Below are 14,450 nucleotides of genomic sequence, written 5' to 3'. Positions count from 1 at the left end.
ATATCAAATAGATGAAAAAAGAAAGAAAAGAAATAATTGAATCAAAGTTTAATCAGAAAAAGATTAATCACATTTTTCATTATTTAGACAATTTTGAAATTCTAATTAAAATTTTAAAAAATGGATTTGCACCTTCTTACTGTAAAGAAATAATAAATGATACGGATTATTATATTCCAATGGTAAGTTTTTGCAATATACCCCTTCGAGATGTTGACTTATATATGAGATACGGCAAATATGGAATTGGCTTAAGCCTTGATTGGGCATTGGAAAATTCAATTTCACCTGTAATTTATACTCATGAGAAAACACCATTTAAAAATTTACATTCAAAAATTAATCAAATTCAGCTATACAATCTTTCAAGAAAGATGTTCAAAAATATCTTGGATGCTACACTAAATAATCAAGAAGATGAAACTGATTATAAGGAATATGATGAATTGATAAAAAACATAAATAATGTAACTGTTCCAACGATTCAGTTCTTTAAAAATTGGAAGACAAAATATAAAAGTCAAGAAATAATTACCTACCAGGAAAGAGAATGGCGATACGTTCCTACTTTGGAAAACGAAAAAAGTTTAATCACCAAAGGGGATACCGAATTTGAGCAATTAGAAGAAAAAGTCTTTAGAAAAAAACCTCACTTGCCGAATCATATTTTAGATATATCAAAAATCGAATATTTGAGATATGTAATAATCCAAAATGAAAAACAATCGGATCGAGTATTAAACACATTGAAATCAAAATTCGGAGAAGAAAATGTCATAAATTCTATTCTATCTGGAAAATTAATGATTATTAATGATGACCTAATATTTAACGACTTTTAAATATGTAGTTGCCATAAACAAAAAAAGGCTCTACAAAATGTAAAGCCTTTTAAAGGTGGTCCCACTTGGAATCGAACCAAGCACCTACTGATTATGAGTCAGTTGCTCTAACCGAATGAGCTATAGGACCAGTTATGAGGATGCAATATTACTACTATTTTCGTTTTGGTGCAACTATTTTCGATTTTGATTTGCTGTTTTTTTGAGTTTTGAACTCGTTTCACAAGAGTCAAAAACCTAATATTCTAAAAATCAGCTTTATTTTATTTCTTGGCAAAGCTCAATCAGGACACCGTTTGTTCCTTTTGGATGCAGGAAAGCCACGAGTTTGTTGTCGGCTCCTTTTTTTGGTGTTTCGTTTAGAACGGTAAATCCTTCGGATTGTAATCTTGCAATTTCGGAAACGATATCTTCTACATCAAAAGCGATATGGTGGATGCCTTCGCCTTTTTTTTCTAGGAATTTCGCAATTGGGCTTTCTGGAGTTGTAGCTTCAAGGAGTTCGATTTTGTTGGGTCCGTTCATGAAGAAGGAGGTTTTTACGCCTTCGCTTGCTACTTCTTCTTGTTTATAAGGTGGTGCTCCGAAAAGTTTTTCGAAAAGGGAGTTGGAAACTTCTAGGTCTTTTACGGCAATACCGATGTGTTCTATTTTTCTCATTTTGGTTGGTTTGGGGCAAAGTTCGGAAAGTTTTTTGGGATTAAACAATAAGGACACAAAGTTTACACACAAAGGTCTCGAAGTTTAAAAGAATGCCTAAAGTTTTTCAGTTAGCCCCGATGGAGACTTTGTTTGAGCTCTTGTCTCGTTATTAAAAACGAGACAAAGCGAGTGGCTCCAGCGGGAAGATGGATAGAACAAATGCCCGAGCGATTTGCTTCTTAAAATTCTAGAAATTGTTTGGATTTACTTTGCGACTTCGCGTCTTTGCGAGAAAAATTGCTCGCAAAGTCGCAAAGAATAGGCGATTATTAGTTGTGAGTTTAAGATAATTTTAAACTCGCCTCGAAACAATTAAAACTTTGTGGCTTATTGACTTTGCCTCGAAAAATCGTATTTTTGCAGGATGGAAACAAACAGACAGAAAAAAATAGGCGGGGTGATCCAAAAAGATTTGGTGGATATCCTGCAGGGTGAAGTGAGAAAAAACGGAATTTCGAATTTGATAATTTCGGTATCCAAGGTTGTCGTTACGACAGATTTGTCGGTAGCTACGGTGCATTTAAGTATATTTCCTCAAGAAAAAGCGGCCGAAACTTTGGCAGCCATAAAAACAAATTCGCCTTTAATTAAGCACGATTTGTCGCAAAGAGTGCGTTTGCAATTGCGAAAAGTGCCTAACTTGACGTTCTTTATTGACGACTCTTTGGATTATATCGAGAAGATTGACAATGCTCTTGCGGCAAAGGAAAATCCGATTGAAAACCGCGATTTATTAGAACGAAGAAGAAAATCGTAATTTGAATTTTTCCCTTTACATAGCCAAACGCTACCTTAGAAGCGCCAGTAAAAATAATGCAATCAACATTATCAACTGGATTGCCACGATAGGAATTATTGTGGGAAGTATGGCGATGTTTGTGATCATGTCCGTCTTTAGTGGCTTGGTCGATTTTAGTCTTTCGTTTACGAATTCGGTTGACCCGGATTTGAAAGTTTTGCCCCTGACGGGAAAATCGTTCCTCATTTCGCCCGAACAAGAAAGCCAGATTAAAGGCCTGAAAGACGTTGCTTTTTACAGCAAAGTTGCCGAAGAACAATTGCTTTTTATGTTTAATGACAAACAGCAAATCGCCAATTTGAAAGGGGTTGACAGTATTTTTACAAAAGTCAGCACAATCGAAAAAGGCTCTTTTGCAGGCGAATGGGTAGAACCAGGAACGGTTCAGGTTGTAGTTGGCGGTATAATTGCTCAGAAACTATCGATGGGATTGATGGACTTCAACAATCCGTTTGAAGTGTTTGTTCCGATAGCTGGAAAAGGCGACATCAACCGACTGGAAGATGCTTTCCGGAAAGAAGTTTTGGTGCCAATTGGCGTTTATTCCGTTAACGAAGAAATCGATGCAAAATATGTTTTTTGCGATTTACCATTGATTCAGGAATTATTAAACTTCCAAAAAAACCAGATTACGGGTTTAGAATTAAAACTGAAACCCGAAGTAAACGAAGCAAATGTAGTTGCTGAACTTCAAAAGATTCTAGGCAATAATGTAATTGTGAAAAACAGAGCCCAACTCAACGATTCGCTTTATAAAATGCTAAACACCGAAAATATTGCTGTCTATTTAATCTTTACATTGGTAATTATAGTTGTGCTTTTCAACTTGATTGGAGCATTGATCATGATGATTTTGGAGAAAAAAGGCAACCTCAAAACGCTTTACAACCTCGGAACCGAAATCAAAGATTTAAGAAAAATATTTCTACTACAAGGAACATTGCTATGTGTAGTTGGTGGTTTGATTGGCGTTGTTCTAGGATTGATCATTGTATTTCTGCAACAGCAATTTCAACTTATCATGATTACCGATTCACTTGCCTATCCTGTGAAAATTACAATAATGAACATTTTTGTAGTCCTAGGAACGGTAATCGTTTTAGGATTTGTCGCTTCTTTGATTGCTTCAAGCAGAGTCAGTAAAAAATTGATGGAATAGTAAAAATTTAAACCATTAAGACATTAAGGAAAATTAAGCCTTTAACTTCTTAATGAAACTTAATTTCTTAATGGTTCAAAAGCTTAAAACAAAAAAGAGGCAAAAAGAAAATGTTTAAATCTTTCTTCTTGTCTCTTTTTTCTATTTTCTAAAAGAGATTATTTCTCGATAGCGAATCTTCTAGCCACTTCCGTCCAGTTGATTACACTGAAAAAAGCCTCAATATAATCCGGTCTTCTGTTTTGGTAGTTCAAGTAGTAAGCGTGTTCCCAAACATCCATTCCTAGAATTGGAGTTCCACCACAACCTACTTCCGGCATCAACGGATTGTCTTGGTTTGGAGTACCGCAAACGTCCAATTTTCCACCTGCATGCACACAAAGCCAAGCCCATCCAGAACCGAATTGTGTAGCACCAGCCTTCGCAAACTTCGCCTTAAACTCTTCAAAACTCCCGAAAGATTTTTCAATCGCATCAAGCAATTCACCCGTTGGAAGTCCGCCTCCATTTGGCGACATCACGGTCCAAAACAAATTATGATTGTAAAAACCACCTCCGTTATTTCTCACGGCAGCGTTCTTCTTGTCAAGATTAATCAAGATATTTTCAATCGTCAAACCCTCCAATTCCGTTCCGTCAATTGCAGCGTTCAAGTTGGTTGTGTAGGCATTATGATGTTTTGTATGGTGAATTTCCATAGTTCGTGCATCAATATGGGGTTCCAATGCATCATAAGCATACGGTAATTTTGGTAATTCAAAAGCCATAATATAGTGTTTTAAATGATTTATAAAAAAATTGAAATCAAAATTAATCATTTAACTTTGGAAAAGGAAATACTATTTTGTTATAATTGTATTAACATAAATAATAATACTGTAATTTTTAGAAGCTCATCCTGCTTTTCATTACAATCTTTTTTGTCAATGGCTTTTTTTGCAAGCCACAAAAGGAGCTTCCGTTGGTCGCTCTTTTGCAGCAGCAAAAAATAGCCATTGCCTAAAAAAGGATTTCCATTTCAATCAGGGCTAGGGCTGTGGTGCTAAAATTCAACATCAGTTCCTAACAGGTTTTCAAAACCTGTTAGGTCTAAAAAAAAACAAAAATGAAACGACACTCTTTTGCAATATACGACGCTTCTGCAGGTTCCGGAAAAACCTATGCACTTGTAAAAGAGTACCTCAAAATCATCCTTTCCGCCAAACAAAATGATGCTTATCGGAACATTCTCGCCATCACCTTTACTAATAAGGCCGTTCACGAAATGAAATCCCGGATTGTGACCAACCTTTCCGAATTTGCAAAAGACAATCCCACAGAAAAATCAGCCGATTTGATGCACGATATCGCAAACGACATCAACCTTTCAATATCCGAAATCAAACAAAAATCAAAAAGCATCATCAAGCACATCATTCACAACTATGCCGCTTTTGATATTTCCACGATTGATAAATTCACCCACAAAGTCATCCGGGCTTTTGCCCACGATTTGAACCTTCCGATGACATTTGAGGTAACACTCGACACCGAAAATCTCTTGATAGAAGCCGTCGATGCCTTGATTGCACAAGCCGGAGAGGACGAAACCCTCACAAAACTTCTTGTTGATTTCACGATGGAAAAAACCGACGACGATAAAAGTTGGGACATATCTCGTGAAATTTTAGAAACAGGAAGATTGATTTTAAATGAAAACAATCGCGAAGAAATCACGCATTTTCACGACAAAACCATTATTGAGTTTCTTGAAATCAAGAAAAAAATCCAAGAAGCCTGTAAAACTTTAGGAGATGAATGTTCAGAAGGTGGAAGGAATATTTTGAATTTGATCGATTCGAACGGAATTGATCATAAATCGTTTTCAAGAGAAACATTTCCGAATCACATCAAAAGCATCAAGGAAAACAGATTCAATCCTAAAAATAAAACGTTTCACGAAGTGGAAGACATCGCCATCAACAAAACTGCAAAAGATAGAGCGATTATTGAAGGCATAATTCCAGAACTGCTTTCGGGTTTAGGCAAGATTTATGAAAATTATCAAAAGATCGGTTTCTATACTGCTTTCCTAAAAAACATCACGCCTTTGTCGTTACTGAACACGGTTAGTAATGAATTGACAAAAATCCAAAAAGAACAAAACATACTTTCGATTGCTGAATTTAATGCTATTATCCATAATGAAATTCAGAACCAGCCCGCTCCGTTTATCTACGAAAGATTAGGCGAACGCTACAAGCACTTCTTTATCGATGAATTTCAGGATACTTCGGAAATGCAATGGCAGAATTTGATTCCATTAATTGATAATGCACTTTCGAGCGAAGATTTGCAAGGCGAAAGAGGTTCGCTGATGATTGTTGGCGACCCAAAACAATCCATTTACCGCTGGCGTGGCGGAAAAGCCGAACAGTTTATCGAATTGAGCAAGGATTTGAATCCGTTTAATAATCCAGACAAGCATTTGGAGCATTTGGATAAAAATTACCGCAGTTATTCTCAAATCATCGATTTTAACAACGGCTTTTTCAAGATGATGTCGGGCGAATTTGAAAATGCAGATTATAAGGATTTGTATGAAAACCACAGCCATCAAAAAAGCAACGACAAAACAGGTGGCTACGTCAACATCTCGTTTATTCCAAAAGTAGAAACTTCTGAAGATGAAGAAGTTTTAGACAAAACCGAATTATATGTTTTGGCAACTTTAAACACTATCAAAAAAGTACAAAGTCAAGGTTTTGAATACCGTGATATTGTAATTCTTACACGAAAAAGAGGTCAAGGAATTGCAGTTGCCAATTATCTGACCGAACAAAATATTCCGCTACTTTCCTCGGAAACCTTGATGATTGCAAATGCTACTGAAGTGCGATTGATTATTAGTTTTTTGAGGTATTTGAAAAACAGCGGCGATTTAGAATCGAAAGCCAATTTCCTGCAATACATTGCCAGAAATATCCAAGACGGAATGCCGGTTCACGATTTTATCGCAAAAGGAATGGAACTCAAAAATGAAACAGAGTTTGAGCAATGGTTGGTTGCTTTTTCCACCGATGTTTCAGGATTGCTTTCGTTTCAGGACATCCGAAAAAAATCATTGTATGAAGCCGTTGAAATTATCATTTCGAAATTCATTAATCCTAAAAAAAACAACGCCTACATTCAATATTTTCTGGATATTGTTTTAGAACGTGACATCAGGAGTCAAGCGGGAATTTCCGACTTTTTAAATTACTGGGATAAGAATTCGGAGAAGTTTAGTATTCCATCTCCGGAAGGCGACAATGCAGTTCGGATTATGACCATCCATAAATCGAAAGGATTGGAATTTCCGGTTGTCATCATGCCTTTTGCGGAAGAAGATTACAGCCGTGCACCAAGAAATAAATTATGGTTGGATGCGAATCAAGACGATTTCGGACTCCCGAAAGTGTTGATCGACAATAATAGTTCAGTTGAAGGTTATGGCGAAGATGCGTCGATGGTTTATAATGCCAAAAAACAGGAAGAATTATTGGACAATGTCAATGTTTTGTATGTTGCCTTAACAAGAGCCGAAGAGCAATTGTATATTATTTCGGGGATGAATTTATCTGCCAAAGGCGAAATCCCGAAAAACAATATGGCAACTTTTTTTATCAATTATTTGGAATTTTATTCTGATTTTAATGTCGATAAATTCGAATATGAATTTGGAAATCCAATAAAATTATCGACAGAAAGCAAGACTGTTGAAAAACCTATAAAAATTGAATTGGTGCATCGAGCTTTAAATCCGAAAAATATAAAAATTGCACAGCGAGAAGCCTTGATGTGGGGAACTCATCAGCAAAAGGCAATCGAATACGGAAATGTTTTGCACGAAATTTTATCCTTTATAAAGACAAAAAATGATGTTCCATTGGCAATTCAAAAAGCCATCGAAAACGGATTGATCACGATAAGCCAAGAAGAAATTGTAAGACAAACAATCGATGAAATTGTGAACCATCACGACCTTGAAATTTATTTTTCAGAAGGAAATAAAATTCTCAACGAGCAAACTATCATTCAAAAAGAAGGACAAATTGTAAAGCCCGATAGAATGGTTTTGACAAAAAACAATGAAGTCTTACTATTGGATTATAAAACGGGAATTCATAATAGAAAATATCAGTTGCAACTGGAAAATTATCAATCGGCAATTGAGAAAATGGGCTACAAAGTGTCAAAAAAAGCATTGATTTATATAGGAGAAGCAATCAATATAGTAAATTTGTAAACTCAAACACGACTAATACTTACAATCAAATCATTAAAAATGTACGGAAAAATACAACAACACCTGCAAAATGAATTAAAAACCATTGAAGACAATGGGATTTTCAAGAAAGAAAGAATCATCACTTCGCCACAAGGAGCAGAAATTACTATCTCAACTGGAGAAACGGTTTTGAATTTTTGTGCCAATAATTATTTGGGATTATCTTCTCATCCAGAAGTGGTCCAGGCTGCGAAAGATGCTTTGGATACTCACGGTTTCGGAATGTCGTCTGTTCGTTTTATTTGCGGAACTCAGGATATACACAAAACGTTGGAACAAAAAATCGCTGAATTCTACGGAACAGAAGATACAATCCTTTATGCCGCAGCTTTTGATGCAAATGGAGGTGTTTTCGAACCTTTGTTTGGAGAAGAAGATGCAATTATTTCGGATAGCTTGAACCATGCTTCGATTATTGATGGCGTTCGTTTGTGTAAAGCTTCCCGTTACCGTTATGAAAATAGCAATATGGAAGATTTGGAACAGCAATTAATCAAAGCCAATGAAGCTGGAGCTCGTTTTAAAATTATTGTAACAGATGGTGTGTTCTCTATGGACGGAGTTGTGGCTCCTTTAGATAAAATCTGTGATTTAGCCGATAAATACGATGCATTGGTAATGGTGGACGAATGTCATGCTGCAGGATTTATTGGTGCAACAGGAAAAGGAACACTCGAAGCAAAAGGTGTTATGGGAAGAGTTGACATTATAACGGGAACACTTGGAAAAGCCCTTGGTGGAGCAATGGGAGGTTATACAACAGGAAAAAAAGAAATTATAGAATTGCTTCGTCAGCGTTCAAGGCCTTATTTGTTTTCAAATTCATTGGCCCCTGCAATTGTTGGTGCCTCGGTTAAGGTTTTTGAATTATTGAAAAAGGATACTTCGTTAAGAGACAAATTAGAATGGAACACAAATTATTTCAAAGAAGGTATGAAAAAAGCAGGTTTTGATATCATAGATGGCGATTCTGCAATCGTTCCAGTCATGCTTTATGATGCTAAACTTTCGCAAACAATGGCAAATGAGTTGTTAAAGAAAGGAATTTATGTGATAGGATTTTTCTTCCCAGTAGTGCCAAAAGAAAAAGCAAGAATTAGAGTACAGCTTTCCGCAGCCCACACAAAAGAACACCTAGACAAGGCAATTAATGCATTTATTGAGGTTGGAATAGCATTAAAAGTAATAACTAACTAATTTTTTATCTAAAAATTATGTTATTTTTTTAACATTTTCTTTTGTGATTCGAATTTAACGCATTACTTTTGTGCAATAACTTTTGTAACTAAAAAAATCAAGTATGAAACATCTTAACAAAATTTTTGCTGCTGCATTGATGGTTTTCGGACTAAGTTCGCAAGCTCAAGATAGCGACAACCCTTGGGCTATAACCTTTGGAGCTAATGCCGTAGATACTCAAGCGAGTGCTACATTTGACGGTGACTTCGCAAGCCGTTTTAACAAACCTTTTAAAGTACAAGATAACTGGAACATTCTTCCTTCTGTGTCTTACTTAACAGTAAGTAGAAGCGTTGGAAGTGGATTTTCTGTTGGACTTACAGGATCTGTTAATAAAATCACTAAAGTTGTATCTCAAGCTTCTGAAGGTGCTGATTATGTGGTAACTAATCCAGGTGATTTGACTTATTACGGAGCTGATGGTATCATCAGATATAGCTTTATGAATCTTTTAGGTTCAAAAGTAATTGACCCTTCTGCACATATTGGTGGAGGTTATACTTGGTGGGGAGATGCAAGTGCTGGAAGTGTAAATGGAGGTTTAGGTTTAACTTTATGGTTTACTGAAACTGTAGGTTTGTCTTTACAATCAACTTACAAGAAAACATTTGACGAAGATAAAATGACTACAGGAGTTCGTTCTCACGTGCAGCATTTTGCAGGTCTAACTTTCAAATTCGGTGGAAAAGATACTGACGGAGACGGAATTTATGACAAAGACGATGCTTGTCCAGAAGTTGCTGGTCCAAAAGAATTAAACGGATGTCCTGATACTGATGGAGATACAGTTCTTGATAAAGATGATGCTTGTCCAGATGTTGCTGGTCTAGTTGAATTCCAAGGTTGTCCTGATACAGATGGAGATGGTATTCAAGATAAAGAAGATGCTTGTGTTGACGTTCCTGGATTGAAAGAATTCCAAGGTTGTCCTGATACTGACGGTGACGGAGTTCAAGATAAAAACGATAAATGTCCAGATGTTAAAGGACCAAAAGAAAACGGTGGTTGTCCTTGGCCAGATACTGACGGAGATGGAGTTCTTGACAAAGATGACAAATGTCCTTCTGTAAAAGGAACTGTTGCAAACAACGGTTGTCCTGAAATCACTGAAGAGCAAATCACTAAATTGAACGCTTATGCTAAAACAATCTTGTTCAACAGTGGTAAATCTACTTTCAAACAAGAAACTTTCGCAGTATTGCAATCAATTACAGCAATCTTGAAAGAGTATCCTTCTTCTAAATTTAGCATTGAAGGTCACACAGATAGCGATGGTAAAGATGCAATGAACCAAAAATTATCTGAAGAAAGAGCTGGAGCGGTTAAAAATTACCTAGTAGAAAATGGAATTGCTTCTGACAGATTAACTTCTACAGGTTTTGGAGAAAGCAAACCAATCGATACTAATAAAACAGCTAAAGGAAAAGCTAACAACAGAAGAGTTGAAGTGAAATTGGTAAAATAATTTCTTCCTTTAAATAATTAAGAAACGCCTCGATTTATCGGGGCGTTTTTTTTATTTTTATAGAATGACAAATGCTACTTTTCTAGACAAGATTGCCCAAACCATAATCGATAATTATAGTGATAAATTATCGGATTTGATTGTAGTACTGCCCAACAAAAGAGCAAAGGTTTTTTTGATTGAAGCACTAAAAAACAAAGTAGAGAATACTATTTTTTCGCCTCAAATAATTAGTATTGAAGAATTTGTTCAAGATATTGCAGACATACGTTCTATTGACAGCATTGAGCTCCTATTTGAGTTTTACGAGGTGTATTTGTCAGTTACGGATATACAACATCAACAAACTTTCGAGCTTTTTGCAAATTGGGCAAAAACATTGCTTCAGGATTTTAATGAGATCGATCGTTATCTTCTGGATCCAAAACATGTTTTATCCTACTTAAAAGACATTGAAGACATAAAAAAATGGGGAATTGAAGTTGAAAATAAGACAAAATTATTAGAGAACTATATTGACTTTTGGAAACTACTTCCCAACTATTATGAATCGCTTTACAATCATTTGCTTCAAAAGGGAATTGGCTATCAGGGATTGATTTACCGTCAGGCGGTAGAAAATTTAAATCATTTTTCTAATTCAATTGGTGAAAAACAATTTCTATTTGCCGGATTCAATGCCTTGAATGCTTCCGAAGAAAAGATTGTCCAACACCTCATTGCTTCAGATTGTGCCAAGATTTATTGGGATGTAGATTCCGTTTTCTTGAACGATCCCTATCACGATGCAGGATTGTTCGTTAGGAGATTCAAGGAGAGTTGGAAATATTATAAAACTAATCCTTTCGAATGGATTGTGAATGATTTTTCCCAATCAAAAAACATCAAGATTATTGGCACACCAAAAACAATCGGTCAGGCCAAAATAGCAGGAAGCATTATCGAAAAATTAATCGAAGAAGATGCCATTTCACTCAATAAAACAGCCCTTGTTTTAGGCGAAGAGAATCTATTGGTGCCACTTTTGTATGCTTTGCCTTCAACAGTTGGAGCCTTGAACATCACTATGGGCTATTCTGGAAAGAACAATCCAGCCCAAATTTTGATAGCCAAATTGTTCAAGATGCACACCAATGCTCTTTCTCGAAGTGGCGATAGTTATGTGTTTTATTATAAGGATGTATTGGATATATTGACGCATCCGTTGGTTGAGCCTTATGCAAATACATCAAAATTAGTAAACATAATCCATCAGAATAATTACACTTTCATCACTCATAAAAAAGTGCTGGAACTCAACGATAACCCATCAGAATTATTCGTTTTATTGTTCCAAAAATGGGATAATGGATCTATTTCCATACTAGAAACGTTATCTAATTTATTGCTGATTATAAAGTCGAAACTCAACAACGACAACGAGGAAGAAAAAATCACCAAGGCATTTGTCTATTCCATCTTTAAGATCATCAACAAGCTGATTAATTATTATTCACAGCACCACCACATCGATAAAATCGAGACTTTACACGCCATTTATAAACAAATAATTGACCTTGCAGAAGTTTCCTTTGAAGGCGAGCCTCTAAACGGATTGCAAATTATGGGTGTTCTCGAAAGCCGTGTGCTTGATTTTGAAACCGTGATTGTAACCTCAATGAACGAAGGCAAATTTCCTGCAGGAAAATCAATGAACTCCTTCATTCCTTATGATGTGAAACGCGAATTGGGATTGCCTACCTTCAAGGAAAAAGATGCCATTTACACCTATCATTTTTATCATTTGTTGCAACGTGCAAAAAATATCTACTTGCTTTATAATACCGAAAGCGAAGGTCTTGATGGAGGCGAAAAAAGCCGTTTCATTACCCAATTAGAAGTGGAGAAGCAACCCAATCATACGCTAACCCACGAAATCCGTAACAGCGAAGTTCCGCTGATTGCTTATGAGCCAATCGTGATTCCAAAGTCGGAAAAAGCGATGATGAGGTTGAGGGAAATAGCTGAAAAAGGCTTTTCGCCATCGGCTCTGACGAGTTATATCCGAAACCCAATCCAGTTTTATTTCCAGAAAGTCTTACGCATCAGCGAAGTGGAAGAAGTAGAGGAAAATATCGCCTTGAATACCTTGGGAACAATCATTCACGGAACACTTGAAGCATTATACCTGCCTTTGATAGGCAAATTTCTAACAGTTGATGACATTAAAAACTGCATCAAATTGATTGATGAAGAGGTCTTGAAACAATTCAAAGAAGTATATAAAGAAGGCGAAGTCAAGAAAGGACGAAACCTTTTGGCCTTTGAAGTTGCAAAACGAAACGTCTATAACTTCCTTAAACTCGAACTCAAAGAGATAGAAGATGGCGATGCGGTTAAGATCATAGCCTTGGAGAAAACCTACGAAAGAATCTTGGAACACCCAAGTTTGCCGTTTCCAGTTCTGATTAAAGGGAATGTGGATAGAATTGAAATAAGGAACGGAAAAATACGAATCATCGACTATAAAACAGGCAAGGTCGAAGCACGGGATGTTACCTTAAAGCAATGGAACAAGCTAACTTCTGACATCAAATCGGATAAGATTATACAGGTTTTGGCCTATGCTTTTATGTATGAGCCCCACCTGCAGGACCAAGAAATGGAAGTCGGAATTCTATCCTTTAAGAATTTAAAAGCAGGTTTCATGCCGTTTAATTTTAAGGTTGATAAAATGGAAACCGCCGTTATCAATGAGGATATTTCAGTTAATTATATCGAACAATTGGTATTGCTTCTGAATGAAATTCTAGACAAGGATATTGTTTTTGAAGAAAAAATTTAGAAAAGAAGCTTGAATAACTTGCCGATAGCGGCAAATAGACGGCAGATATTTTTTATTCTTGCTGATAGAGTTCTCACAGATTCTTAAAAAACCCCAACAATTCCTTCTTCAAATCTTCACGATTTTCAATGTGGCTCATGTGTCCGTCGGGAAAAGTGAGGAGTTTTACATCCGTGTTTTCTATCTGTTCAATGCTCTCTTCATAATTTAAAACAGGGTCTTTTTGACCTAAAACTAACAAAATAGGATAAGGTGCAAAATGTAAAATAACCTCCCTATCCTTACGGATTTTCATTCCTTCAAGCGATGCAACAATCCCTTGTAGAGGTGTTTTCAATGCTTCAACCTTTACATTTTCAATCTCCGATGCCAATCTTTCACGATTATTTTCGCTGAACAAATTAGCAATTGAAAGGCGAACGAAATTGGTATAGTTTTGCTTCACGGCTTTGATGGCACGGTCGCGATTTGTTTTCCGCTCGTCAGAATCTGCACGGGAAGTTGAGTTTAAAAGCACAATCCCCTTAACGTTGTCTGCATACAATTCGGCGAAAGCCAAAGCCACATAACCGCCCATAGAATGGCCAACAAGAACCGCCTTCCTGATTTTTAGTTCGGATAAAACGGCATGTACCACATCGGCATTGTCTTCCATAGAATGCACATATCCCAAGGGTTCTGTGTTTCCGTGGCCCAGCAAATCAATCGTTATGATCCGATATTTCTTGGAAAAATCAGCAATAAAATCATCCCACATTTTACTATTTTCCAAGAAACCATGTAATAAGACAATGGCGGAGCCTTTACCAGAATCAGAAAAGCAGATTTCAGATCCTTTATGAGTTATAAATTTCAAAACCAAAATTTTTGTATTTCAAAACCAAAATTACAATAATCTTAAATCTAATTTCAATTAAATCGATTCGATGTTAAGTTCACAGTTATATTTTCTAGTTATTTTATTTTTGTTTACGTTATCGTTTATTTATGGAAGTTTCTTATCCAACAAATGATATAAAAAAATCCCACTCTTTCGAATGGGATTTTAATGTATATAATGAGTTTCGTTTCCTGAATTACTTCACGATAAGGAACTCGCTTCGCCTGTTCT

10 protein-coding genes and 1 tRNA gene are annotated in these 14,450 nt (G+C 36.1%); 7 read left to right on the top strand and 4 right to left on the bottom strand.

What is annotated here, in order from left to right; all coding sequences use genetic code 11:
* Positions 1-11: 11 nt before the first annotated feature.
* Complete coding sequence (locus tag J2X31_RS16980; protein WP_310028514.1) at positions 12-842, top strand: abortive infection system antitoxin AbiGi family protein; 831 nt, start codon at positions 12-14, stop codon at positions 840-842.
* A 56-nt stretch (positions 843-898) separates the two neighbouring features.
* Here the strand turns inward: J2X31_RS16980 and J2X31_RS16975 are convergent.
* Both J2X31_RS16975 and mce read right to left on the bottom strand, forming a co-directional pair.
* Positions 899-972 (bottom strand) — tRNA-Ile (locus J2X31_RS16975).
* Positions 973-1,100: 128 nt separating this feature from the next.
* Positions 1,101-1,502 carry a methylmalonyl-CoA epimerase gene (mce, locus tag J2X31_RS16970; RefSeq protein WP_310028512.1) on the bottom strand — a complete coding sequence of 134 codons (402 nt, stop codon included), beginning with the start codon at positions 1,500-1,502 and terminating at the stop codon, positions 1,101-1,103.
* A gap of 406 nt (positions 1,503-1,908) precedes the next feature.
* Here mce and rbfA point away from each other — a divergent pair, with 406 nt between their 5' ends.
* Both rbfA and J2X31_RS16960 read left to right on the top strand, forming a co-directional pair.
* Positions 1,909-2,301, top strand: a complete 393-nt coding sequence (gene rbfA / locus J2X31_RS16965; RefSeq protein WP_310028510.1) for a 30S ribosome-binding factor RbfA — start codon at positions 1,909-1,911, stop codon at positions 2,299-2,301.
* Position 2,302: 1 nt separating this feature from the next.
* A complete protein-coding gene (locus J2X31_RS16960) occupies positions 2,303-3,502 on the top strand; it encodes an ABC transporter permease (protein ID WP_310028508.1) in 1,200 nt (399 codons plus the stop codon).
* A gap of 158 nt (positions 3,503-3,660) precedes the next feature.
* On the opposite strand, the gene J2X31_RS16955 is transcribed toward J2X31_RS16960, so the two are convergent.
* The gene (locus tag J2X31_RS16955) at positions 3,661-4,269 is read right to left on the bottom strand and encodes a superoxide dismutase (protein WP_310028507.1); all 609 of its coding nucleotides are present in this window, start codon (positions 4,267-4,269) and stop codon (positions 3,661-3,663) included.
* A 338-nt stretch (positions 4,270-4,607) separates the two neighbouring features.
* Here J2X31_RS16955 and J2X31_RS16950 point away from each other — a divergent pair, with 338 nt between their 5' ends.
* The 4 genes from J2X31_RS16950 to J2X31_RS16935 all read left to right on the top strand — a co-directional run bounded on the left by J2X31_RS16950 (position 4,608) and on the right by J2X31_RS16935 (position 13,339).
* Positions 4,608-7,769 carry a UvrD-helicase domain-containing protein gene (locus J2X31_RS16950; RefSeq protein WP_310028506.1) on the top strand — a complete coding sequence of 1,054 codons (3,162 nt, stop codon included), beginning with the start codon at positions 4,608-4,610 and terminating at the stop codon, positions 7,767-7,769.
* Between the two features lie 39 nt (positions 7,770-7,808).
* The gene (kbl, locus tag J2X31_RS16945; RefSeq protein WP_310028504.1) at positions 7,809-9,008 is read left to right on the top strand and encodes a glycine C-acetyltransferase; all 1,200 of its coding nucleotides are present in this window, start codon (positions 7,809-7,811) and stop codon (positions 9,006-9,008) included.
* A 103-nt stretch (positions 9,009-9,111) separates the two neighbouring features.
* Positions 9,112-10,515 (top strand): OmpA family protein, encoded by a 1,404-nt coding sequence (locus tag J2X31_RS16940; protein ID WP_310028502.1) that lies wholly within the window; start codon positions 9,112-9,114, stop codon positions 10,513-10,515.
* Positions 10,516-10,579: 64 nt separating this feature from the next.
* Positions 10,580-13,339, top strand: a complete 2,760-nt coding sequence (locus J2X31_RS16935) for a PD-(D/E)XK nuclease family protein (RefSeq protein WP_310028500.1) — start codon at positions 10,580-10,582, stop codon at positions 13,337-13,339.
* Between the two features lie 73 nt (positions 13,340-13,412).
* On the opposite strand, the gene J2X31_RS16930 is transcribed toward J2X31_RS16935, so the two are convergent.
* On the bottom strand, positions 13,413-14,195 hold the full coding sequence (locus J2X31_RS16930; protein WP_310028498.1) for an alpha/beta fold hydrolase: 783 nt from the start codon (positions 14,193-14,195) through the stop codon (positions 13,413-13,415).
* Positions 14,196-14,450: the final 255 nt, after the last annotated feature.

It is taken from the genome of Flavobacterium arsenatis (assembly GCF_031456785.1).
Taxonomy (GTDB): domain Bacteria; phylum Bacteroidota; class Bacteroidia; order Flavobacteriales; family Flavobacteriaceae; genus Flavobacterium; species Flavobacterium arsenatis.
This window is presented reverse-complemented; position numbering and strand designations above follow the sequence as displayed.